23 protein-coding genes, 1 tRNA gene, 1 other RNA gene and 1 pseudogene are annotated in these 23,119 nt (G+C 67.9%); 12 read left to right on the top strand and 14 right to left on the bottom strand.

Translation table 11 applies throughout. The features are described from left to right. From ABIB15_RS04335 to aceE, 7 genes are all read right to left on the bottom strand, one after another. The coding region (locus ABIB15_RS04335) for a hypothetical protein (RefSeq protein WP_354475532.1) at positions 1-581 on the bottom strand (581 nt) is incomplete at its 3' end. Positions 582-929: 348 nt separating this feature from the next. Then, positions 930-2,168 carry a beta-ketoacyl-[acyl-carrier-protein] synthase family protein gene (locus ABIB15_RS04330; RefSeq protein ID WP_354475530.1) on the bottom strand — a complete coding sequence of 413 codons (1,239 nt, stop codon included), beginning with the start codon at positions 2,166-2,168 and terminating at the stop codon, positions 930-932. Positions 2,169-2,286: 118 nt separating this feature from the next. Then, positions 2,287-2,535: an acyl carrier protein gene (locus ABIB15_RS04325; protein ID WP_161886266.1), complete on the bottom strand. Its 249-nt coding sequence runs from the start codon at positions 2,533-2,535 to the stop codon at positions 2,287-2,289. Between the two features lie 44 nt (positions 2,536-2,579). After that, positions 2,580-3,584, bottom strand: a complete 1,005-nt coding sequence (locus ABIB15_RS04320) for a beta-ketoacyl-ACP synthase III (protein ID WP_354475528.1) — start codon at positions 3,582-3,584, stop codon at positions 2,580-2,582. Further along, positions 3,581-4,501, bottom strand: a complete 921-nt coding sequence (locus ABIB15_RS04315; RefSeq protein ID WP_354475526.1) for an ACP S-malonyltransferase — start codon at positions 4,499-4,501, stop codon at positions 3,581-3,583. The genes ABIB15_RS04320 and ABIB15_RS04315 overlap by 4 nt, the downstream gene beginning before the upstream one ends. A gap of 83 nt (positions 4,502-4,584) precedes the next feature. Then, complete coding sequence (locus ABIB15_RS04310) at positions 4,585-5,784, bottom strand: PucR family transcriptional regulator (RefSeq protein ID WP_354475524.1); 1,200 nt, start codon at positions 5,782-5,784, stop codon at positions 4,585-4,587. Between the two features lie 23 nt (positions 5,785-5,807). Next, entirely contained in the window at positions 5,808-8,534 is a 2,727-nt protein-coding gene (gene aceE / locus ABIB15_RS04305) for a pyruvate dehydrogenase (acetyl-transferring), homodimeric type (RefSeq protein WP_354475523.1), read from the bottom strand. A 213-nt stretch (positions 8,535-8,747) separates the two neighbouring features. Between aceE and ABIB15_RS04300 the strand changes: the two genes are divergently transcribed. Next, positions 8,748-9,221 carry a peroxiredoxin gene (locus ABIB15_RS04300; RefSeq protein ID WP_354475521.1) on the top strand — a complete coding sequence of 158 codons (474 nt, stop codon included), beginning with the start codon at positions 8,748-8,750 and terminating at the stop codon, positions 9,219-9,221. A gap of 20 nt (positions 9,222-9,241) precedes the next feature. Here the strand turns inward: ABIB15_RS04300 and ABIB15_RS04295 are convergent, their stop codons facing one another. After that, complete coding sequence (locus tag ABIB15_RS04295) at positions 9,242-9,961, bottom strand: hypothetical protein (RefSeq protein ID WP_354475520.1); 720 nt, start codon at positions 9,959-9,961, stop codon at positions 9,242-9,244. 65 nt (positions 9,962-10,026) lie between these two features. On the opposite strand from ABIB15_RS04295, the gene ABIB15_RS04290 reads away from it, so the two are divergent. Further along, a tRNA-Val gene (locus ABIB15_RS04290) sits at positions 10,027-10,099 on the top strand. A 391-nt stretch (positions 10,100-10,490) separates the two neighbouring features. Here the strand turns inward: ABIB15_RS04290 and ABIB15_RS04285 are convergent. Continuing rightward, entirely contained in the window at positions 10,491-11,093 is a 603-nt protein-coding gene (locus tag ABIB15_RS04285) for a DUF2238 domain-containing protein (protein WP_354475518.1), read from the bottom strand. 130 nt (positions 11,094-11,223) lie between these two features. Continuing rightward, positions 11,224-11,922, bottom strand: a pseudogene (locus ABIB15_RS04280) (endonuclease/exonuclease/phosphatase family protein); the annotation flags it as partial. A 158-nt stretch (positions 11,923-12,080) separates the two neighbouring features. On the opposite strand from ABIB15_RS04280, the gene ABIB15_RS04275 reads away from it, so the two are divergent. The 8 genes from ABIB15_RS04275 (at position 12,081) to ABIB15_RS04240 (ending at position 18,179) form a co-directional block, all read left to right on the top strand. Next, on the top strand, positions 12,081-12,779 hold the full coding sequence (locus ABIB15_RS04275) for an SOS response-associated peptidase (RefSeq protein ID WP_354475516.1): 699 nt from the start codon (positions 12,081-12,083) through the stop codon (positions 12,777-12,779). A 50-nt stretch (positions 12,780-12,829) separates the two neighbouring features. Further along, positions 12,830-13,219: a DUF3618 domain-containing protein gene (locus tag ABIB15_RS04270; protein WP_354475515.1), complete on the top strand. Its 390-nt coding sequence runs from the start codon at positions 12,830-12,832 to the stop codon at positions 13,217-13,219. Positions 13,220-13,238: 19 nt separating this feature from the next. Next, positions 13,239-14,183 carry a DMT family transporter gene (locus tag ABIB15_RS04265; RefSeq protein WP_354475514.1) on the top strand — a complete coding sequence of 315 codons (945 nt, stop codon included), beginning with the start codon at positions 13,239-13,241 and terminating at the stop codon, positions 14,181-14,183. Beyond that, positions 14,180-15,004 (top strand): Nif3-like dinuclear metal center hexameric protein, encoded by an 825-nt coding sequence (locus tag ABIB15_RS04260; protein WP_354475512.1) that lies wholly within the window; start codon positions 14,180-14,182, stop codon positions 15,002-15,004. The genes ABIB15_RS04265 and ABIB15_RS04260 overlap by 4 nt, the downstream gene beginning before the upstream one ends. A gap of 46 nt (positions 15,005-15,050) precedes the next feature. Beyond that, positions 15,051-15,818: a zinc ribbon domain-containing protein gene (locus ABIB15_RS04255; RefSeq protein ID WP_354475510.1), complete on the top strand. Its 768-nt coding sequence runs from the start codon at positions 15,051-15,053 to the stop codon at positions 15,816-15,818. A gap of 32 nt (positions 15,819-15,850) precedes the next feature. Next, positions 15,851-16,242, top strand: an RNA gene (rnpB, locus tag ABIB15_RS04250) — RNase P RNA component class A. Positions 16,243-16,256: 14 nt separating this feature from the next. Beyond that, a complete protein-coding gene (locus tag ABIB15_RS04245) occupies positions 16,257-16,769 on the top strand; it encodes a hypothetical protein (RefSeq protein ID WP_354475508.1) in 513 nt (170 codons plus the stop codon). A gap of 168 nt (positions 16,770-16,937) precedes the next feature. Further along, the gene (locus tag ABIB15_RS04240) at positions 16,938-18,179 is read left to right on the top strand and encodes an acyl-CoA dehydrogenase family protein (RefSeq protein ID WP_354475506.1); all 1,242 of its coding nucleotides are present in this window, start codon (positions 16,938-16,940) and stop codon (positions 18,177-18,179) included. Positions 18,180-18,219: 40 nt separating this feature from the next. On the opposite strand, the gene ppgK is transcribed toward ABIB15_RS04240, so the two are convergent. Then, entirely contained in the window at positions 18,220-18,969 is a 750-nt protein-coding gene (gene ppgK / locus ABIB15_RS04235; RefSeq protein WP_354475504.1) for a polyphosphate--glucose phosphotransferase, read from the bottom strand. 87 nt (positions 18,970-19,056) lie between these two features. Here ppgK and ABIB15_RS04230 point away from each other — a divergent pair, with 87 nt between their 5' ends. Further along, the gene (locus ABIB15_RS04230; protein ID WP_354475502.1) at positions 19,057-19,389 is read left to right on the top strand and encodes a cupin domain-containing protein; all 333 of its coding nucleotides are present in this window, start codon (positions 19,057-19,059) and stop codon (positions 19,387-19,389) included. A gap of 32 nt (positions 19,390-19,421) precedes the next feature. Here ABIB15_RS04230 and map read toward each other — a convergent pair whose 3' ends face one another. Beyond that, the gene (gene map, locus ABIB15_RS04225) at positions 19,422-20,285 is read right to left on the bottom strand and encodes a type I methionyl aminopeptidase (RefSeq protein ID WP_354475500.1); all 864 of its coding nucleotides are present in this window, start codon (positions 20,283-20,285) and stop codon (positions 19,422-19,424) included. Between the two features lie 34 nt (positions 20,286-20,319). Between map and ABIB15_RS04220 the strand changes: the two genes are divergently transcribed. After that, positions 20,320-20,493: a methionine aminopeptidase gene (locus tag ABIB15_RS04220; RefSeq protein WP_354475498.1), complete on the top strand. Its 174-nt coding sequence runs from the start codon at positions 20,320-20,322 to the stop codon at positions 20,491-20,493. A gap of 12 nt (positions 20,494-20,505) precedes the next feature. Here the strand turns inward: ABIB15_RS04220 and panB are convergent, their stop codons facing one another. Further along, on the bottom strand, positions 20,506-21,342 hold the full coding sequence (gene panB, locus ABIB15_RS04215; protein ID WP_354475496.1) for a 3-methyl-2-oxobutanoate hydroxymethyltransferase: 837 nt from the start codon (positions 21,340-21,342) through the stop codon (positions 20,506-20,508). A gap of 16 nt (positions 21,343-21,358) precedes the next feature. Further along, a complete protein-coding gene (locus ABIB15_RS04210; RefSeq protein WP_354475494.1) occupies positions 21,359-23,092 on the bottom strand; it encodes an NAD+ synthase in 1,734 nt (577 codons plus the stop codon). Between the last annotated feature and the right edge of the window lie 27 nt (positions 23,093-23,119).

Here is a 23,119-nt window from a genome sequence, read left to right as displayed (position 1 = left end):
ACCCCGAGGAGCCCCTCGATGGTCCGCTCCGGGATCCGCAACGCCGCCCCCAGCTCCGCCCGCACACTCCGCAACGCCAACTGCCGGCTGCCTGCGCGACTGCGCTCCGTGCCGGTCTCGCCCAGTGCCAGGGCCTGTTCGAACAGCACCGCCCGATCACCCAGCAACCCCGCGACATCCCGCTCGACCCGCTCCAGGGCATCCACAACCCGCTCCATCGCCTCCACAGGGCCACCCGCACCCGCCGCCACCCCGAACGGATACCCACGACCACCATCAAGCCCGGTACCGGGGTGGTCGAGGTGGTCAGGCTGGCCAGCCTCACCGAGCTGCGCCGGATAGTCGGGATCGTGAGGGTAGTAGGGGTAGTCGTGCTCGTCCATCCAGGCCGGGTCATCCAGCTCCGGGTCATCCAGCTCCGGGTCATGGGGGAACATCTCTGCCGGCATCCCCTGAAACGGCAAACCTGCCCCGGGCCGGTACCCTTTCGCGACCATCTCCGCATCCGCCACCATATTGAACTGCAGCATCGACTCGGCGAGCTCCGCCGCCTGCTCCGCCGTCCACCGATAGCCCCTCATACCCATAGTGAATACCCACCCACCGACATTCGAACCGACGCTGAAACGGCACCATTCGGGCGGCGCGCACGGCGCCGTGGACCCCGCGCCGACATCCGGATTCCGCTCATGCCCACAGCCAACACCCGACCACCGACAGACCACCGACATTCCCGCCCGACCCCGCGAAAACGGCTGAAATCCCGCAACGGACCCGCGCTGGGGAGGACAAGAAGACCGACACAAACCAGCCCTCAGCCACCACCGGGATCACACGTTGCGACCGTCGTGAGCACAAACCGCCGATGCCGACTGGGTGCTGTCGCCTACCCCGTGAAAGTGGGCCGGCAAACCGGCAAGCCGTACCCGCTAAATGCTGCGGAACGCCGCCACCGCATTGTGCCCGCCGAAGCCAAACGAGTTGCTCAAAGCCAGGAGGGATCCGGTGCCCAGGTCACGAGGGCTCGTGACGACGTCGAGGGGGATCTGCGGGTCCTGGTTGTCGAGGTTGATCGTGGGTGGTGCGGTGCGGTGGTGAAGCGCGAGGATCGTGAAGATCGCCTCGAGTGCCCCGGTGCCGCCGAGCAGGTGGCCGGTCGCGGCCTTCGTCGCCGACACAGCAATCGAGTCGAGGTGGTCGCCGAACACGCGATGCATCGCGCGGTACTCGGCAATGTCGCCGACCGGAGTGCTTGTCGCGTGCGCGTTGATGTGGTTGACGTCGGTGATCCCTGCTCCCGCGATCTCGAGCGCGGCGAGCATGGCGCGCGCCGCCGCGGACCCCTGGGGGTCAGGAGCGGTGATGTGGTACGAGTCGCTCGTAACAGAGCCGCCGGCGAGCTCGGCGTAGATGCGGGCGCCGCGGGCCAGCGCATGCTCCTCGGTTTCGAGGACGATCGCGCCGGCGCCCTCGCCGAGCACGAATCCGTCGCGGTCGACGTCGTAGGGGCGTGAGGCGCGGGTGGGGTCGTCGTTGCGCTTGGAGAGCGCCTGCATTGCAGCGAAGGATGCGATCGGGAGCGGGTGAATGGCAGCTTCGGTGCCGCCGGCAATGATCATGTCGGCGATGCCGGCCTGCAGGTGGTCGTACGCGTTCGCGATCGACTCGGTGCTCGAGGCGCACGCTGAGACGACGGTACGGGCGCCCCCGCGGGCGGACAGGCTCATGCTGATCGCAGCGGCCGGGGCATTGGGCATCAGCATTGGCACGGTCATCGGGAGGACCCTGCGCGGGCCCCTCTCGCGGAGCACGTCCCAGGCGTCGACGAGGGTCCAGATGCCGCCGATGCCGGTCGCGTAGTCGACGGCGATGCGTTCAGGGTCGATGTCGGGGGCACCTGCATCCGCCCACGCCTCGCGAGCCGCGATGAGCGCGAACTGGCTGCCGGGGTCGAGACGCTTGGTCTCGACTCGCTCGAGAACGTCAGCGGCCGGGACCTTGGCCTGAGCGGCGAAGGTAATGGGCAGCTGGTACTTGGCGACCCAGTCCTGCTCGAGAGTGCGCACCCCCGACTCGCCGGCGAGAAGCGCCCGCCAGGTGTCGGCGATGTTGCCGCCGAGGGGTGAGGTCGTACCCAGTCCGGTGACGACGATTTTCTTGGGGCTCATCAGGAGTCTCTCTGCTCGAACAACGCGGACGACCTCAACGAGGTCGAAACGACGTTGGAACGAATAATGGGGACGGCCGGCCAGACGTCGTCCGGCCGGCCGTACCCGCGAACGGGCCTTAGGCCTGTGCGGCGGTAATGAACGTGACGGCGTCTCCGACGGTCTTGAGGTTCTTGACCTCTTCGTCCGGGATCTTCACATCGAACTTCTCCTCGGCGTTGACGACAATGGTCATCATCGAAATGGAGTCGATGTCCAGATCGTCGGTGAACGACTTGCCGAGCTCGACCGAATCAGTTGCGATTCCGGTCTCGTCGTTGATGAGCTCGGCCAAACCGGCCAGGACTTCTTCGGTGGACAGTGCCATTGTGTTTTCTCCTTGATGGGGGTGTCGGATGACCGGGGTCAAGTCTAGGGAAGAACCACGACTTGGGCCCCGAAGACGAGGCCCGCGCCGAAACCGATCTGCAGGGCGAGACCGCCGCTGAGTTCGGGGTGCTCCTGAAGCAGCGCGTGCGTCGCAAGAGGGATGGATGCCGCGGACGTGTTGCCGGTGCGCGCGACGTCGCGCGCGACGATCACCGACTCCGGCAGCTTGAGCTGCTTCGCGAACTCGTCGATGATGCGCATGTTGGCCTGGTGGGGGATGAACGCGGCGAGGTCGGCGCTCGTGATCCCGGCGACGTCGAGGGCCTTCTTCGCGACCTTCGCCATGTCCCAGACGGCCCAGCGGAAGACCGTCTGGCCCTCCTGGCGGAGTGTCGGCCACGGCGCGGCGCCATCGCGGAACTCCGTCAGCGTCGCGTTCATACCGACAGCATCGGCCTTTGAGCCGTCGGAGCCCCAGACAGGGGCGGCGATGCCGGGGGTGTCGCTCGGCCCGATCACCACGGCGCCGGCACCGTCGCCCAGCAGGAACGAGATGGAGCGGTCTGCCGGGTCGACGACGTCGGAGAGCTTCTCGGCCCCGATCACGAGCGCGTAGTGCGCTGCGCCGCTGCGGATGAGCGCGTCGGCCTGGGTGACGGCATAGCTGAACCCGGCGCACGCGGCATTGGCGTCATACGCGGCGGCCGGGTTCGCGCCGACCCGGTCGGCGACAACCGCTGCCATCGACGGGGTCTGCTGCACGTTGCTGATGGTCGCGACGATGACGAGGTCGATCTGCTCGGCAGGCACGCCCGACTTCTCGATCGCTTCCCTTGCGGCGTCCGTCGCGAGATCGACGGCGGACATCCCCGCGGATGCCCTCGTGCGGGTGATGATGCCGGTGCGCTGTTGGATCCACTCGTCGCTCGAGTCGATCGGGCCGATGAGCTCGGAATTCGGCACGATCAGGTCGCCGCGGGCGGCACCATAGCTGTAGATCCGGGTGAATTGGCTGCCGTGCGACTGCGTGAGTGTTGCCGTTGTCATGAGATCCCGTCAATCAGGTCGAATGCCGCCGTGAGGTCTGCCGGGGTCTTGACGGCCACGGTCGGCACTCCTGTGAGGCCGCGTTTTGCCAGTCCGACAAGCGCACCGGCCGGAGCGATCTCAATCACTCCCGTGACGCCGGCGGCTGCGAACGAGGCCATCGTGCTGTCCCACCGTACCGGGGAGCTGACCTGTCCAACGAGGAGGTCGACAAAGGCTGCCCCGTTCGTGACGCTCGATCCGTCGCGGTTGGTCCAGATCGGCAGGGTCGGGTCGTGCGTGTCGAGGCCGGCCGCGACGGTGCGAAGGCGCTCGACTGCCGGGGCCATGTACCGGGTGTGGAATGCGCCAGCGACCTGGAGCGGGATGACCCGCGCTCCGGCCGGGGGAGCGGACTTGAGCTCGTCCAGCGCTCCGAGGGCACCGGCCACGACGATCTGGCCGCCGCCGTTGAAGTTCGCCGGTTCGAGTCCGAGCTGCGCCAGCTTCTCGAGCAGCTCGGCCTCGTCACCGCCGAGGACGGCGCTCATCCCCGTCGCCTCGAGGGCTGCGGCCTCGGCCATCGCCGCCCCGCGCTCAGTGACCAGGGTCATGGCATCGGTGGTCGAGAGGATGCCGGCGGCCGCAGCCGCAGTGACCTCACCGACGGAGTGACCGGCGACCCCACCGATCCGGTCGCGCCGTCCGTCAGCGAACAGAGCGGTGAGCGTGAGCAGTCCGGCGGCCACGATGAGCGGCTGGGCGATGGCGGTGTCGCGGATCGTGTCGGCATCCGACACTGTGCCGTGGGTGACAAGGTCGATCCCGATCACATCGCAGATGGCCTGCAGCTCGCTGCGGTAACCACCTTCGGCGAGCCAGGGGGTGAGGAATCCGGGTGCTTGAGAGCCCTGTCCCGGGCATACGACGACGATCACTTACCTAGTCTCCCAACCTGCCGACGAGCGGCGCTGTACCAATCGCACCAAAAACTGGAGCAACCCTTGTGGATTCTCTCAGATCAACGCCGTCGCCGTCGCGGCGCAGCATCCGGTTCCGCGATCGAGCCGAGGATCAGCGCGGCCTGCAGGATGAGCGACTCGCGGGCGCCGGTCGCATCCCAGCCGATGACCTCGGAGACGCGCTTGAGGCGGTAGCGCACCGTGTTCGGGTGCACGAACAGCTCCCGGGCGGTCGCCTCGAGGGAGCGCCCATTGTCGAGGTAGCACCACAGGGTGGCGAGCAGCTCGGTGGAGTGCGCCTGCAGGGGCCGGTAGATGCGGTTGATGAGGGTTGAGCGCGCGAGGGCGTCTCCGGCGAGGGCACGCTCGGGCAGCAGGTCGTCGGCGAACGCGGGGCGCGGGGCGTTGCGCCAGGATCGGGCCACGGCGAAGCCGGCAAGGGCGGCCTTCGCGCTCTTGGAGGCGTCGACGAGGCTCGGCACCTCGTGGCCGAGCACGAGGTGCCCGTCGCCGAAACCGGGCTCGAGGGCAGTGGCGATGTCCATGAACGGCACGAGCGTGAACTCGACGGTCGTCTCGCCGTCCGGCGGGGTCGGATGCGCCCGGCCGATCACCAGCACGAGCCGGCTGCCCTGCACGCCGATGAGCACGTCCGCGTCGAGATGCCGCGCGGTGCGCCTGAGCATGTCCACGTCGAGCATCCCCGGCGCGGTTCCGACCAGCACCGACACCTCGCCATGCCCGTGCCAGCCGAGGGCCGCGATGCGGGAGGGGAGCTCGTCGTCGTATTCGCCGCTCAGGATCGAGTCGACCACGAGCGCCTCGAGGCGGGCGTCCCACAGCCCGCGCGCCTCGGCGGCGCGGGCGTAGACGTCGGCGGCGGCGAACGCGATTTCGCGCGAGTACAGCAGGATCGCCTCGCGCAGCGTCTCGTCCCGGCCCTTGACCCGATCCTCGACGACCTCGACGGTCACCTTGATGAGCTGGAGCGTCTGCGTGAGGCTCACCGAGCGCAGGAGCTCCCGGGGCGCCGCGCCGAAGACATCCGCCGCGATCCAGGGCGTGGAGGTCGGGTCGTCGAACCAGTGGATGAACGAGCTGATGCCGGCCTGCGCGACGAGCCCGACGGCGGACCGCCGCCCTGGCGGCATGTCGCCGTACCAGGGCAGCGTGTCGTCGAGCCGCTTGAGCGTCGCCGTCGCCAGCTCGCCTGTCACTGTCTTCAGCCAGGCGAGCGTCTGCTCCTTTGAATGCGCCACGGTGGACCGTCTCTCGCCGGTCGTCAGCTCTCGCCTCCCGTGTTGCCGGACGTGCCGGCGCTCACATCGTGCAAGCGGTACTTGTCGATAGCGGCCTGCGGCACCGACGGGTCGACCTTGCCCTGGGCGACGAGCGACTCCAGCGCGCGCACCGCGAGCGACGGCCCGTCGATCTTGAAGAAGCGGCGGGCCGCGGCCCTCGTGTCGGAGAAGCCGAACCCGTCGGCGCCGAGCGTCGCGAAATCACCGGGAACGAACTGGCGCACCTGGTCGGGCACCGCGTGCATGAAGTCGGTGACAGCGACGAACGGGCCCTCCGCTTCGGCGAGCTTGTCGGTCAGGTACGGCACACGGGTCTCCGCCTCGGGGTAGAGGAAGTTCTGCTCGAGCGCGTCGAGTCCCTCGCGGCGAAGCTCGGTCCACGACGTGACCGACCAGACGTCCGCGGAAACGCCCCAGTCCTCGGCGAGCAGCTGCTGCGCTTCGAGGGCCCAGGGGATCGCGACGCCGGATGCCATCAGCTGGGCGCGAGGACCCTCGGTTGAGCCCGACTTGAGCAGGTAGATGCCCTTGAGCAGACCATCGACGTCGAGGTTCTCCGGCTCGGCCGGCTGCACGAGCGGCTCGTTGTAGACGGTGATGTAGTACATGACGTTCGGGTCGATGTGAGTCTCCCCGTACATGCGCTCGAGGCCCGCCTGCACGATGTGGCCGAGTTCGTAACCGTAGGCGGGGTCGTAGGAGATCACCGCAGGGTTCGTCGACGCGAGCAGCAGCGAGTGACCGTCGGCGTGCTGCAGGCCCTCGCCGGTGAGCGTGGTGCGACCAGCGGTCGCGCCGATGATGAAGCCGCGTGCCATCTGGTCGCCCGCCGCCCACATCGCGTCCCCGGTGCGCTGGAACCCGAACATCGAGTAGAAGACGTAGACCGGGATGAGCGCCTCGCCGTGCGTCGAATATGACGTTCCGGCCGCGGTGAACGCGGCAAACGCACCAGCCTCGTTGATACCGACGTGCAGGATCTGACCCTGCGGGCTCTCCTTGTACGCGAGCAGCTGGGCGCGGTCCACGGACGTGTACTGCTGGCCCTTGGGGTTGTAAATCTTCGAGGTCGGGAAGTACGCGTCCATGCCGAAGGTGCGTGCCTCGTCGGGGATGATCGGCACGATGCGGTGCCCGAAGTCCTTCGACTTGAGCAGGTCCTTGAGCAGGCGGGCGAACGCCATGGTCGTGGCGATCTCCTGCTTGCCGGAGCCACGCTTGACGACATCGTAGGTGGGGGTCTCGGGCAGGGCCACCTGGGTGAACCGTGAACGCCGTTCCGGCACGTAACCGCCAAGCGCCTGACGACGTTCGTGCAGGTACTGGATCGCCTCGTCGTCGTCGCCGGGGTGGTAGTACGGCGGCATATAAGGGTTTTCCTCAAGCGCAGCATCCGTGATCGGGATACGCATCTCGTCGCGGAACTTCTTGAGATTGTCGAGCGTGAGCTTCTTCATCTGGTGGGTCGCATTGCGGCCCTCGAACGACGGGCCGAGGCCGTAGCCCTTGACCGTTTTCGCGAGGATGACGGTGGGCTGGCCCTTGTGCTCCTGGGCTGCCTTGAACGCCGCGTAGACCTTGCGGTAGTCGTGACCGCCACGCTTGAGGCCCCACACCTCGTCGTCGGTGTAGTCCTTGACCAGTTCCAGGGCGCGCGGGTCGCGACCGAAGAAGTTTTCGCGAACGTAGGCGCCACTCTCGGCCTTGTAGGTCTGGTAGTCGCCGTCGGGCGTGCGATTCATGAGGTCGCGCAGCGCGCCCTCGGTGTCGCGGGCGAGGAGCTCGTCCCACTCGCGTCCCCAGACGACCTTGATGACATTCCAGCCCGCACCGCGGAAGAAGCTTTCGAGCTCCTGGATGATCTTGCCGTTGCCGCGCACCGGCCCGTCGAGGCGCTGCAGGTTGCAGTTGATGACGAAATTGAGGTTGTCGAGTCCCTCGTTGGTCGCCCACTGCAGCGCACCGCGGCTCTCGACCTCGTCCATCTCGCCGTCCCCGAGGAATGCCCAGACCTGCTGGTCGGAGGCGTCCTTGATCCCACGGTTGGTGAGGTATTTGTTGGCCTGCGCCTGGTAGATCGCGTTGATCGGGCCGAGGCCCATCGATACGGTCGGAAACTGCCAGAAGTCCTTCATGAGTCGCGGATGCGGGTACGACGAGAGTCCGCCGGCCGCGTGCGACTTCTCCTGGCGGAACCCGTCAAGCTGCTCGGTGCTGAGCCGGCCCTCGAGGAACGCGCGGGCGTACATGCCGGGGGAGGCGTGGCCCTGGTAGAAGATCTGGTCGCCGCCGCCGGGGTGGTGCTGCCCGCGGAAGAAGTAGTTGTGGCCGACCTCGTAAAGCGAGGCGGAGGACGCGTAGGTGGAGATGTGCCCGCCAACACCGATTCCGGGGCGCTGGGCGCGGTGCACGGTGATTGCCGCGTTCCAGCGGATCCACGCGCGGTACCGCCGCTCGACGGCTTCGTCGCCCGGGAACTCAGGTTCGTTCTCCGGCGCGATGGTGTTCAGATAGTCGGTCGTCGGCACCATCGGAACGCCGAGGTGAAGCTCTTTCGACCGCTTGAGCAGGCTGAGCATGATCTGGCGGCCCCGCTCGTGCCCCTGCGCCGCGACGAGCGCATCGAGGGATTCCTGCCATTCGGCAGTCTCCTCGGGATCCTTGTCGATGTTGTTGACCGAATATGGATCCTGATCGTTGACCGTCACCGTAGACCTCGCTCTTGTTCGCGGATTCGCCATGGTTGCTGCTGTGGAGCCCCACGCGACGGTCCGGCTCGGGTTTCGAGGAGCGGCACGCGCATTGGGCGGTATTGAGTCTAGTTGCACCCACCCGCGCTAACTTGACCCTGACGAAGCCGGGCGTAGGATTGCCAATCGTGCTCGCCGGTCGCGGCGTTCACGCGCGAAAGGAGCAGGCCCATGCCGCTGCAGGACTCGACGCTGGCTCCCGATTTCGAACTGCCCAATCAATTTGGGGAGCACATCCGCCTGTCTGACTTCCGCGGCCGCAAGCCGGTCGCCCTCGTCTTCTTCCCCCTCGCCTTCTCGAGCACCTGCACAAGCGAACTGTGCGAGCTGCGCGACAATCTCGCCCTCTTCGCCGACGGCGGCGTGGAGCTCATCGGCATCTCGGTCGATTCGAAGGCCACGCTGCGCGCCTACGCCGAGCACGAGGGCTATGACTTCACGCTCCTGGCGGATTTCTGGCCGCACGGCGCCGTCGCCAAGGAGTACGGCGTCTTCCTCGAGGCCAAGGGCTTCGCGAACCGCGCCTCCTTCCTTATCGACACCGCCGGCACGATCCGGGCGAGCTTCGTGACCGCGCCGGGCCAGGCCCGCTCGCTCGACGCCTATCGCACGGCCCTCGACGCGCTCGTGCCCGCGGCGCACTGATCACGCCTACTCAGAGTCGGCTAGCCCAGTTGCGACACGGCTCGCGCGATGACGAGCGCGAGGAGCACGAACGCTCCTGACGACTCGAGCACCATGAGGGCTTTGGCGCGCATCGAAAGCGGCATCGCATCTGTGGGGCTGAATGCCATCGAATTGGATGCCGAGAAGTACACGTAGTCGAAAAACGAGGGCACCCAGCCGGTGCGCACCGACGACCGCGCGGCCACCTCCTCGACGGCATCATGGTCCTCATCTTGCGGAAAACGGAAGTCCGCCAGCGGCAGGTCGGAGCGCTCTGCGTGCCGTCGGGTGACAGGGCCGCCTCGGTCGAGTTCCCAATAGACCAGTGCGAATGCGATGACGTTCGTCACCGCGACCTGCAGTGCAGCGACGAGTAGCGTGAGCCCGTCGCTTTTCTGGGCGGTCACTAGTTGAATCACGAGTTGCACGAGCGCGACCTCGTTCGCGGCGACGAGGAGCAGCGCCTGCCCGACCGCGAGAAACCTCGACCACCTGGTTTCCCGGCGCAAGCGGTGCGGGTTGAGCGCGATGAGCGGCACGAGCATCGCGAGCCCGATCGCGACTACCGCGAACCGCAGGCCCGGCAGGAACGTGCTGGGAAGCGTCGCGTACAGCGTGAGCGCGATCACCAGGCCAATTACCGCCGGCAGCCGGTGTTCGGCCCGCTCCCCGTTGTCAGTGGTGCTGGTCGTGACTTTTTTCACGGGTGTCGTCGCCATGGGGCTGAGTGTAAGCCTGTGCCATAATCGAATGTCGCAACCCGCGAGCATGTCTCTCGGGTCGCGGGCCTTTAGCTCAGTTGGTAGAGCGCCACGTTTACACCGTGGATGTCATCGGTTCGAGCCCGGTAGGGCCCACTGTAAAAACACCCGGCGAGCTCGCCACGTGATGCGGACGGGGTCGGGGTGCTGCGGAAGCGACTGTAACCAGCGGCAGGAACATTCGAGCAGCGGAGCCGCACGGCGACGTCACCGGAGCCGCCGCGCTCAGCATCCCTCCCGTGAAGCGATCGCGCACCCCGAGTTTTGGCTTGGTGGAGAGCCAACCCTCCATGCCACTGATCTCGACACAAACATTTCACGCCCCCTCGGCCAACCGTCGTCCCGGGCCGGCTCGCCGCTCGCGAGACTGTCGTCCGGCGCCGCAACTTGTTCGTGCACTTCATCGCCGCCGTTGTGTCGGCGCGCACGAGTGCCGCCCTCGTGAAGTTCGCGGTGTAACGCGAGCAGACACCCTGTTCGCCGGTGTTCACGTCGAGCCACGAGGTGCAGTTTCCGGGGCCACGGAGCGTTTCGTGATGAACGGGATGAAGACGCCCGCAAGCAGGGCGCCGACACCACCCCAGAACAGGTCGCCGATCGTATCGACGTAGCCGACGAAGATCTCCTCGTTGATGTAAGTGTGGCCGATCCATTCCCAGATCTCCCACAGCACTCCGAAGGAGAACCCGAGCGCAGTGGTCATTACGGCGGCCGACAGCCGCGGACGGGAGAGCGTCGCGGCATCCGCGATCACTCCGAGGCGCACGAGCGAGATGTACACCATAGCCGCCCAGAGCCCGTTGGTGAGGAAGTGCATCGGCAGGTCCCACCATCTGGTCGTGATGTAGATCTGCAGCACGCTGCTCCATACGGCGACAAGAACCACAGTTCCGAATGCGATGTCGAAGCTTGGTCGCACGCGCAGGAGGCGCGGGAGGAACATGCCGGCGGTCACGCCCGCGAGGCTCGCGCCTGAAATCGGGCCCCAGCCGACGCCCGCGACAACGATGCATGCCGCCGCAAGTACCCGCAGCCCGTCCGCGGCTCTCTCGGCCGACCCTCGGGCGACCGGCAGCAGCGCGCGGATCATGGCGCAGCCCCCCATGCTCCGGCGCGCCTGCCAGAGCGCGGCCGTACCGCAGTACCGACTGCACAGGCTCGTGGTCGGATGCCGCCCTGCCCTCGAACCGCGCCGCGTTGATGCCGGTGCGGACGACATCGACCCCGTGACCGACGAGGATGAAGTCGATGCGTTTGCCCCCCGGCCGCCGCCGCCGGTGGCGGAAAGTGGAGTAGGTCGCCCATAGCGGTGTCAGCCGCTCGGCCGAGACATTCCAGGCGTCACGCAGAGCCCCCTCCGCGGTGAGCCAGCGGTAGGCCGCCGAGTCGACTCCGGCATTGAAGTCGCCGGTCACCACGATCGCCGCGTCGGGTTCGGCAGCCCGCGCCGCGTGCACCAGGTTCATGACGAACTTCGCCGACTCGATCCTGGAGCGCCAGGACAGGTGGTCGAAGTGGGTGTTGAAGGCGCGCAGCCGTGCCCTCGTCGCCAGATCGGTGAAGTCGGCCGTGACGACAACCCGGTGAGCGAGGTTGCCCCACGACCGGGACCCCGGCTCGTGCGGCGTCGCCGACAACGCCCACTGCTTCCAGTCGGTCAGTTCCAGCCTTCGCGTGTCGTAGAAGACAGCGCACCGCTCGTCCTCTCCAGACGGATTGCGGCCGTTGCCCACCCACAGGTAGTCGGGGCCGAGCGCGTCTGCGACGAAGTCGACCTGATCCGCCAGGGCCTCCTGCACGCCGAGCAGGGTCGGTTGCTCGGCGGTGAGAAGCCGGCGGACGAGACTGCTGCGTGCGTCCGAATGGTCGGCGCCCCATGGCCGGTGGTGTGGGAAACGACGGCGGATGTTGTAGGTCATGACGTGCAGATCCGGGGTGGTTACCGGACCAATCAGCGCGTCATCGGCCATCCTTGAACCGTACGCTCGCCACGTGCCAGCCGTTAGGGGTGGCGCTGGGCGGGAAACAACCGCATGGCGCACGCCGCGAGCGGCAGCGATGGTGCAGGATGGGTCGCATGTGTGGTCGTTTCGTTGTCGCGGGGGAGCACCGTGACCTGCTCGGACTGTTCGAGATCGAGATCGAGGGCGACAACCTGCCCGGCCCGTCCTGGAACATCCGCCCCACTGACGCCGTGTCGGTCGTGATCGACTCGGTCAGGGGCGACGAGCTTCCCGTGCGCAGGCTCGCCGCGGCGCGCTGGTCGCTCACCCCGTCGTTCTCGCCGACTCTCGCGACCAAGTTCCCCACGTTCAACGCCCGGTCGGAGACCGCCGCAGAGAAGCCGTTCTTCGCCGCCTCTGTGCGCTCCAAGCGCGCGATCATCCCCGCGAGCGGCTACTACGAGTGGAAGACCGTCGGCGACGTGAAGACGCCGTACTACATCCATGCGCCGGAGGGCATGCTCGCCCTCGCCGGACTTTACTCGTGGTGGAAGGATCCCTCCCTCGCGAACGACGACCCGGCGCGCTGGGTGCTGACGACCACGATCCTCACGCGCGAGGCGGTCGGCGGCCTGCGCGACATTCACGAACGCACCCCCGTCGCGCTGCCTCAGGACTGGTGGGACGACTGGCTCGACCCGACCATCGAGGCCGACCAGTCGTTCGTCGACGCGGCGGTCGAGGCGTCCGTGGCCGTCGGCGAGGCACTCGAGGTGCACGAGGTTGCGCCGATCCGGGGCGAGGACAGGGCCGAGCTGATCAACCCCGTTTAGTCTGGGGAGGCGTGACACGAGACGCTGACGACATGTGAGGACGGTGCAGGATGGCACGAAAGAAGAAGTCGGACAAGCTGAGCCTCGGGGGCCTGATCTCGGCGATCATGAAGAACCGGTCGCAGCACAAGGCGATGGCCAAGGCCCGCGAGGTCAAGGGAATCGACCCCGAGCCCGAGCCGAAGAAGCCCCGCGACATCCGCACCCCCGAGCAGATCAGGGACGACGTGGATGTGACGAGGGCCCGCCTCGTCGAGACCGTCGCAGCCCTGCGCTATGACCTCGACGTGCCCGCCCGGGCACGGGACCTGCGCGACCGTGTCGCGGCAAAGCTGCCCGAGGAGCTCAAGGCGCAGCCCGTCGCGATCGCTGTCACGGCGTCCGTACTCGTCGCGGGCGTCAGCGCGATCCTGCTCGCCGCGCGTCACCGCGGCAACTAGGGCGGAGAGCCCCTTCCGCATGCGTCGCTCCGAGGCGTTCGGCACCACCTCCGGCGCCATCGGGCTCGTCATCGCTTCCGTGCTCTGGGGGACGACCGGCACTGCCGCGAGTTTCTTGCCCGATGGAGTGAGTCCACTCGCGACGGGGGCCGCCACCATGGCGACCGGTGGCATGCTGCTGCTGCTCGTCTCGGCGCGCGGCGCACTTAGCGCCCTCCGCGATCCGAGCGCACGTGGCTGGATCGCGCTCGGTGCGGTCGGTGTGGTCGTCTACCCGCTCGCCTTCTACTCGGCCATGGATCTGGCCGGCGTCGCGATCGGCAACGTGGTCGCGCTGGGGTCCGGGCCGCTCTTCGCCGCGATCCTCGAGTGGGCGATCGAGCGCCGACGCCCGACCCGACGGTGGGGCGCCGCGACCGCCGTCGCCCTCGCGGGCATCGTGATTCTCCCTTTCGGGGCGGATGATGCGGATGCCGGGCGTGGCGACCTGACCCTGGGCGTGCTGCTCGGCCTGCTCGCGGGGGCCGCCTACGCGCAGTACACCTACGCCTCGTCGCGCGCGATCGCGACCGGCCACCGCGGGCGCTCCATCATGGGGGCAATGTTCGGCCTTGGGGCGGTGCTGCTCACGCCGGTGCTGCTGGCGACCGGCGCCCCGCTGCTGCAATCGGGCGGAACCATCGCGATCACCGCCTACCTGGCCCTGGGTCCGATGTTCGTCGCCTACCTGTTCTTCGGTGCCGCCCTCCGGGTGCTGCGCAGCAGCACCGCGACCACCATCACGCTGCTCGAACCGGTCGTCGCGACCGTTCTCGCGGTGGCCGTCGTGGGGGAGCGGCTCACCTCGCTCGGCTGGTCCGGCATCGCCCTGATCCTGGCCGGCGTGGCGATCATCGCTACGGCGAACCGGGGGACTGGCACCCGGACCGGCCCGAGTGCCACGTCGGTAGACTGGCAGACGTGACAGCAACCATCGCCGAAGTAGGGTCCGTCGTCGAAGCACTGTGGCCGCTGTCGGGGGCATCGGGCTGGGACGCCCCCGGGCTGGTGACGGGCGATCCAGCGGCCCTGGTGACGCGCATTCACCTCGCAGTCGACGCCGTCGCCGAATCCGTCGACGAGGCCATCGCGCTCGGCGCGGGGCTCATGCTCGTGCACCACCCGTTGCTGCTGCGCGGCGTCACCTCGGTCGCCGAGGACCGCTACAAGGGCGCCCTCATCGCGCGCCTCATCCGCGCGAATTGCGGGCTGCTCTCCGCCCACACCAACGCCGATGTCGTGGAGACCGGAACGTCCGCAGTCTTCGCCGAGCGGCTCGGACTCACCGGCATCCGGCCAATCGCCACCGGCACCGCCACCAACGGCGACCGCGGCATCGGACGCGTCGGCGAACTCGCGCACCCAACGACCCTCGGCCGGCTCGCCCGAGTCGTCGGTGAGATCCTGCCCGCAACGGCATCCGGCATCCGCGTCGCAGGCGACTACGACGCCGACGTCAGAACGGTCGCGCTGTGCGGCGGCGCCGGAGACTCGCTGCTCAGCGAACCCGCGGTGCTCGGCGCCGACGTGTACATCACCTCCGACCTGCGCCACCATCCCGCCTCGGAGTCGCGCGAGAGTGCCCGGCACAGTGGGGGCCCAGCCCTCATCGATGTCGCCCACTGGGCCAGCGAATGGCTCTGGCTCGACGTCGCGGCGAGCGAGCTGCGCGCCGCCCTGCCGGGCGTCACCGTGACCGTGAGCGAACTGCGCACCGACCCGTGGGATTTCGTCGTCGTGCAGTGACTGCTACCTCTGACCAACCTTCCCCTCGACTACCGAATGAGGCATCATGGCGCTGAAAGCCAGCCCCGAAGAACAAGCACGACTTCTCGATCTGCAGGCGCTCGACACGAAGCTGCAGCAGCTCGACCACCGCGCGAAGAATCTGCCGGAGGTTGCGCAGCTCGTGAGCCTCGCTGCCGAGGCGGAGAGGCTGCGGGTACAGCGGACGAGAGAGACCGGCACGGTCGAGGATGCGCGTACCGAGCTGAAACGGGTCGAGTCCGACGTCGCCGTGATCGAGGCGCGCATCGCGCGGGACGAGGCCCGGCTGCAGGCGTCGTCGTCGGTGAAGGATGTCGCGGGACTCGAGCACGAGCTCGCCGGCCTGCGCCGCCGGCACGACGAGCTCGAGGATATCGAGCTCGTCGTCATGGAGAAGCTCGAGACGCTCGAAAACGGGGTGCGGGTGACCGCGGCCGAACACGCGCAGGCCCTCGAGGCGATGACGGCGACAGCGGAGGCCCGCGACGCCGCTCTCACGACGATTGACGAGGAGCGCGCCGTCAACGCCGCGAACCGGCAGGCCATCGCGGGCGCTGTCTCGCGCGAGCTGCTCGCGCTGTATGAGCGCCAGCGTGCGCGTTACGGTCTCGGAGCCTCACACCTGCGCGGCGGTGTTTCGAGCGCGAGCGGCGTCAAACTCCTTGAGAACGAGATGGCCATCATTCGCTCTGCGGCACCCGACGACGTGCTGATGTGCCCGGACAGCCAGGCTGTCCTCGTGCGTACGGGCGAGTCCGGCCTGCACGGTGGTGCGGGCTCCGACTCGCCGTAGGGCCGGTCCCCGGTTAGGATTGAGCACGCGAATGGGTCGGCAAGACGGTCGCGTCATCTGCGGCTCCGCAAGGAACGCCACAGATGCCGAGGAACGTCCGGGCTCCACAGGGCAGGGCGGTGGGTAACACCCACCCGGAGCAATCCGCGAGACAGTGCAACAGAAAGTAAACCGCCCGGGGTCCGCCCCGGGTAAGGGTGAAACGGTGGTGTAAGAGACCACCAGCGATTCGGGTGACCGATCGGCTAGGTAAACCTCGCCCGGAGCAAGGTCAGACAGGGAACGCTCGAGGCTGCCCGCCAAGTTCCCGGGTAGACCGCTGGAGGGCTGCGGCAACGTAGTCCCGAGATAGATGGCCGTCACCCGCGACCGGCCGCGAGGCTGGGAACGGGGACAGAACCCGGCGTACCAGCCGGCCCATTCGCATAATCTCACTACATGCTCGCCCACGACAATCGCCTCCGGCTCCTCGAGGCAGCGCAGCGCGTCGAGTCGCGCACGGGGATCGATCCGCTCGAGGTGAGCAGGTCGATGGCGGTCACGACCGACTCCCGGCTGGAGCTTCTGCCGAAGTCAATCGGCGTCGGCCTCGCCGCTCTCGCGGGCGCCGTCGCTCTGGTCTGCCTGCGGTTCCTGCTCGAGCCGGCGTCCAGCCCCGGGTTCGCCGCCACCGCGGCGTTCGTCCTCGTCGACGTGCTGCTCTGGCTCAGTGTCGTCGCCTGTGTGGCCGTGGCGAGAGCCGCGAGAAGCAGGCGGCCCCAGAACGAGCTCTACGACGACGCCTGGGCCCAGTTCGCCGTCGAGATCTGGCCGGCCCCGCGCTACCAGCCCTGGAATGGCGCCCGCTCGCAGGGATCGGGCTACTCGCGCACCGAATTCCTCATCGCGGTGCGCGACGGGGTGCCGCTCGACGCCTACCTGCGCCGCGCCCCGTTCACCCGGATGCCGTAGCCGAGGCTCTCTCGAAAAACCGGATGCTACCCGCTGGGGCCGAGCGCCGCACCATCGAAGTCATCCGCCGCAACCGGACGTCACAGGGAGTCAACTTTGTTGTGCCGTCGCGGCGGGGCGGCCATCGTGGCCTGAGCAGCCATCGCGGCCCAGACGGAAGGCAACACCATGTCAGCATCCAGCACCGACCTCACGACCGCCACCGACTACGAGAGAATCGCCGCGCGCTTCCGGCCGATCTTCGAACGCATCGCCGCCGGTGCCTCCGATCGGGAACGCGACCACCAGCTGCCGTACGCGGAGATTGCCGAACTCACGGCTGCCGGATTCGGGGCCGTGCGCGTGCCGGTCGCCGACGGGGGAGCCGGCGCATCCTTGCCGCAGCTCTTCCGGCTGCTCACCGAACTCGCCGCCGCGGACTCGAATATCCCGCAGGCGCTCCGCGGCCACTTCGCCTTCGTCGAGGACCGCCTCGTTGCACCGGCGCAGCGCGATGTCTGGCTCGCGCGGTTCGTCGCCGGGGAGATCGCCGGCAACTCGTGGACCGAGGTCGGGGCGGTGAGGATCGGCGACGTCGGCACGCAGGTCGGGCCGGTCGCCGGCGCACCGGCGGGCGAGTTCCGCATCAACGGCACCAAGTATTACTCGACCGGCAGCATCTTCGCCGACTGGATCGACACCTTCGCGCAGCGCACCGACAACCAGGTGAAGGTCATCGCGGTCGTGAACGCCCACCAGAGCGGTGTCACCCATCGCGACGACTGGGACGGATTCGGCCAGCAGACGACCGGGTCGGGCACGAGCACCTTCGTCGATGCCGTCGTCGAGGAGCAGAACGTGTTCGACTTCGACACCAGGTTCAAGTACCAGACGGCGTTCTACCAAGCGGTGCTGCTCGCCGTCCTCGCCGGGACCATCGCCGCCGCGGAGCGTGACGTCGCGACCGAGGTGCGAGGCCGCACCCGCGTCTTCTCCCACGGCAACGCCGACTCCTTCGCTGCCGACCCGCAGATCCTGCAGGTCGTCGGCGAGGTGTCCTCGCAGGCCTACGCCGCGCGGGCGACGGTGGAGTTCGCCGCTCGCGCGCTGCAGGATGCCTACGAGGGCGCATTCCTGGGCGACGTTGTCGAGGAGGAGCGCCGCAACGACGTCGCCGAGCTCGAGACCGCGCAGGCGCAGGTCGTTCTCAGCGATCTGGCCACGAGGGCGACCTCGAACATCTTCAACGCCCTGTCGGCAAGCGGGGTGAGCCAGGCGAAGAACCTCGACCGGCACTGGCGCAACGCCCGCACCGCGGCGAACCACAACCCGTGGGTGTTCAAGGCGCGCATCGTCGGCGACCACTCCGTGAACGGCCAGCTGCCGCCACGCGTCTGGGCCATCGGCCAAGGACCGACCGCGAAGATCTAGGCGGTGTGGCCGCCCACGCCGGCGCCGTGACGGCGGGTGGTCACTCTCCGGATGCGAGCGCGGCGGCACCCATGATGCCCGCGTTGTTGCGCAACTCGGCCGCGACGATCGGGGTGCGCAGGTTCAGCAGCGGCAGGTACTCGGAGGCGTGCTTGGACACCCCGCCGCCGACGACGAACAGCTCCGGATAGAGGTAGGCCTCGAGGCGCTCGTAGTAGCGCTGGAGCCGGCCCGCCCACTCCGCCCAGCTCAGGTTCTCGCGCTCCTTCGAGGAGAACGCCGCCAGGGTCTCCCAGTCGACGCCATCGATCTCGAGGTGGCCGAGTTCGGCGTTGGGAATGAGGCGTCCGCGATGGATGAGAGCCGTTCCGATTCCCGTGCCGAGGGTCGTCATGATCGCGAGACCCTTGACCTTGCGCGCCGCGCCGAACCGCTGCTCGGCCACTCCGGCGGCATCCGCGTCGTTGATGAAGTGGATCTCGCGCCCCAGCGCCTTCTCGAACAGCTTTTCAGCCTGGAGCCCGATCCACTCGTCCGAGACGTTCGCGGCCGACATTGTCACCCCGCCGACGATCGCGGCGGGAAAGCAGACGCCGACGGGTGTCTTCTTATCGACGCCGCCCATCTTGGCGATGAGTTCGATTACCGTCTCGACGATGGCGGACGGCGAGCCGCCAGCCGGTGTCGGCAGCTTGCTGCGGCTCGTGAGGAGCTCGCCAGAGTCGACGTCGACGAGCGCCCCTTTGATGCCCGTGCCGCCGATGTCGATCCCCACAGCTTTAGTCGTCATGAGGCCAATCTAGTTCTTCCGGCGGTTTTCCCTCGCCCCGCCCGCCCGCTGCGCCTAGGTTGGGCGCGAAGCCTGGAAGGACTGTCGATGAACAAGGTCTCCCTCACCGCCCTCGCCCACGCGGAGCTCGAACACGCACAAAGCGCATCGAATGGGCGGAGCACCAAATCGGTGCACGGCGGCTCCGACCACCTGCTTCGCCAGAGTGTCATCGCCCTCTGTGCCGGCCAGTCCCTCGCCGAGCATGACAACCCGGGCGAGGCCACCGTGCAGGTGCTTCTCGGGCGGGTGCTGCTCACCTCGGGCGAGGAATCGTGGGCCGGCTGGATCGGCGACCTGCTGGTCGTGCCGAACGCGCCGCATTCTCTCGAGGCCGTCGAGGATGCCGTGGTGCTGCTCACGGCTGTCAGGCGCCCGTAGGGATCACCGCTCCGACCACGACTTCCCCCTGGCTACGGGAGAGTGAGGATCTCGGCGCCGCGCTCGGTGACGACGAGGGTGTGCTCGAACTGCGCCGTGATGCTCTTGTCCTTGGTCGTGATGGTCCAGCCATCGTCCCACTGGTCCCAGTTGGCCGTGCCGAGGGTGAGCATGGGTTCGATCGTGAACACCATGCCCACCTCACAGACCTCGGTGAACCGGTCGGTGTCGTAGTGAGGAATGATGAGCCCGGAGTGGAAGGCCCCGCCGACGCCGTGTCCGGTGAAGTCGCGCACCACGCCGTAACCGAAGCGCTTCGCGTAGGACTCGATCGCGCGGCCGATCACGTTCACCTGCCGGCCTGGGGCGATCGACTTGATGCCGCGGCGCAGGGCCTCCTCAGTGCGATCGACGAGGTCAACGACCTCCTGGCGCACATCGCCGACGAGGAAGGTGCGGTTGCTGTCACCGTGCACCTGGTTTTTGTAGGCGGTGATGTCGATGTTGACGATGTCACCGCTCTCGAGCACTGTGTCGTCGGGAATCCCGTGGCAGATGACCTCGTTGACAGAGCTGCACAGCGACTTCGGAAACCCGCGGTAGCCGAGCGTCGAGGGGTAGGCGTCGTGGGCGACCATGAAGTCGTGTGCGATCTGGTCGAGTTCCTCCGTGGTGACGCCCGGGCGGATATTCTCGCCCACGAGGGCGACCGCCTGCGCCGCGATTCTGCCGGACTCGCGGATGAGCTCGATCGTTTCCGGCGGGTAGACATCGGAGCCGGTGAACGGCGACGGTTCGCTCTTGCCGACGTACTCTGGCCGCCGAATGTGCTTCGGCACGCTGCGAAGCGGGGAAATGACCCCGGGGACGAGGTGACCGTGTGAATCCCGAGGCATAGGCTCAATTGTAAGTTGACCAAGGGAGGCAGCCATGACGCAGTGGTACTACAACCGCAGAACGGGCGAGGTCGAGGAGGGTGCTCAGTCGCTCGGCAGCGACCGGGACGGCCCATTCGACTCGAAGGAGGATGCCGCGCGCGCCCCGCAGATCATCGCCGAGCGCGCCCGCAAATGGGCAGAGGAGGATGCGCGCGACGGCAGGTAGCGGCCGCGAGGGTTACTCCTCGTATTCGTGTTCCGTGGCGGGGTAGCTGCCGGAGCCGACGTCGGCGATGTAGGCCTTCGCGGCATCCGTCAGCACCCCGTTGAGGTTCGCGTACTGCTTGACGAACTTGGGGATGCGTCCGGTCGTCAGGCCGGCCCAATCGGTCCAGACAAGGAGTTGTCCGTCGACGTGGGGGCCCGCGCCGACGCCGATCGTCGGGATGCTGATCGTCTCGGTCACGCGCTTCGCCGCGGCAGACGGCACCATCTCGAGCACGACCGCGAAAGCCCCGGCATCCTGCACCGCGATGGCGTCGGCAAGCAGCGCATCGGCGCCCGCCCCTCGGCCCTGGATCATGTGGCCGCCGAGCCCGTGCTCGCTTTGAGGGGTGAATCCGATGTGGGCCATGACCGGGATTCCGGCCTCGACGATGCGGCGGATCTGCTCCGCGCTGCGCACCCCGCCCTCGAGCTTGACGGCGTGCGCGCCGGTCTCCTTCATGAATCGGAAGGCGGTGTGCAGGGCCTGCTCCGGGCTCGATTCGTAGGAGCCGAACGGCATGTCGGCGATCACGAACGCGCGGGAGACTGCTCCGGCGACGGCCCGGGTGAGCGGGATGAGCTCGTCAACGGTGACCGGGAGGGTCGTGTCGAAGCCGAGCACGTTGTTGCCCGCGGAGTCGCCGACGAGGAGGAAGTCGATCCCCGCCTTGTCGAAGATCGCCGCGGTGAGCATGTCGTAGCTCGTGAGCCCGGTGATCGTGATTCCGCTGTTCTTCGCGCCTTGAAAGTGGCGCGTGCGCACCTTTCGAAGGCCGGCCTGGGTCGCCGCCGCGGTGGAATCGGTCATGGAGGTCTCCCTTGATTCAGTGGCTGGGGCGGTACGTGATCGGCAGGCGCCGGTCGCGGCCGAACGCCATGCCCGAGATTTTCGGGCCGATGGCGCCCTGGCGGCGCTTCCACTCCGAGCGGTCGACGAGCTTCACGACGGCATCGACCGTCTCTTCATCGAAGCCCAGGCCGATCACGTCCTCCCGGCCGAGCGCGTTCGTGATATACGCGTCGAGGATGCCGTCCAGCACCTCGTACGGCGGGAGGGAGTCCTGGTCGGTCTGGCCCGGCCGGAGCTCCGCCGACGGCGGTTTCGCGATCGAGCTCTCCGGGATCGGCGGGGTTTCGCCGAGAGCCGTCGCGTGCTGGTTGCGCCAGCGGGCGAGCTCCCAGACCAGCAGCTTCGGAACGTCCTTGAGCGGGGCGAAGCCGCCGACCGAATCGCCGTACATCGTCGAGTAGCCCACCGAGAGTTCGGTCTTGTTGCCCGTCGTGAGCACGAGGTGCCCGTTCGCGTTCGACAGGGACATGAGGATGATGCCGCGCACGCGCGCCTGCACGTTCTCGGCCGCGACACCGGTGAGGCTGAGCTGGTGCTCGATCGGGAGCACCAGGTCGGCGATGGGCTCGACGGAGTAGTGCAGCCCGATACGCTCGGCGGTGTCGTCGGCATCCGACCGGGAATGGTCGGAGCTCCACCGGCTCGGCATCGACACGCCGAAGACCCGGTCCGCGCCGATCGCGTCGGCGGCGAGCGAAGCGCAGACGGCGGAGTCGATTCCGCCGGAGAGGCCCAGCGCCACGGAGGGGAAGCCGTTCTTGCCCACATAGTCGCGGAGCCCGAGAACAAGGGCGTTCCACAGCTGTTCGCGATCATCCGGCAGCGTCGCAACATCCCGGTCGAGGGAGGTGCCGCGGTGCTCCGGCACGGTCAGGTTCACCCGGCGCACGTTGTCGGGGAGCTCGGCCCCCAGGTTCGCCGGCTCGAGGTCGACGTCCACGACGAGAACATGCTCGACGAACTGCGGCGCCCGGGCGAGGATGTCTCCTGTTCCGTCGACGACGACGCTGTCGCCGTCGAAGACGAGATCGTCCTGACCGCCCACCAGGTTCACGTAGGCGACGGTCGTGTTGGTCTCGACGGCCCGACGAGTGACGAGGGGGAGTCGCACCTCATCCTTGTCCCGCTCGAACGGCGAGGCGTTGAGGACGACGAGCAGGCCGGCATCCGCCTCGAGCACCCGGCCGAGGGGGCCCCCGTCGCGCCAGAGGTCCTCGCAGACGATGACGGCGACGTCGACACCCCGCATCCGCAGCACGAGGAGCTCGTCGCCGGGGATGAATACCCGGTACTCGTCGAACACGGAGTAGTTGGGCAGGTGGTGCTTGGCATACCTCGCCTTGGTGTGGCCGTGCTGCAGCACGCTGGCGCAGTTCTGGGCGATCGCGGTGGGCGCACTGCTCGTGCCGAGCAGCCGAGGTTCGAACGGTCCGTCGGGGTGGCCCACGATGACAACAAGGTCGCCGAGTCCGGCATCCTGGAGCTTCTTCGCGAGAGCGGGCACGGCGTCGCGGCATCTCGCCAGGAACGCGGGCCGGGAGGCGAGGTCCTCAATCGGGTACCCGGCCAGGGCCATCTCGCCGGTCACGAGGATGTCGGCGCCTGACGCTGCGGCGGCCCGGGCGGCAGCGACAACCTGCTCAGCGTTTCCCGCCAGATCGCCGACGATGGGGTTGGTCTGGGCGAGTGCCAAGCGGAGTCGGGGCATAGCCAGTAGCCTAATAGCGGTGGGCAC

The organism is Marisediminicola sp. UYEF4 (assembly GCF_040546025.1).
Classification (GTDB): domain Bacteria; phylum Actinomycetota; class Actinomycetes; order Actinomycetales; family Microbacteriaceae; genus Marisediminicola.
Note: the sequence above shows the minus strand (reverse complement) of the source record. Positions and strands in the feature narration are given on the sequence as shown.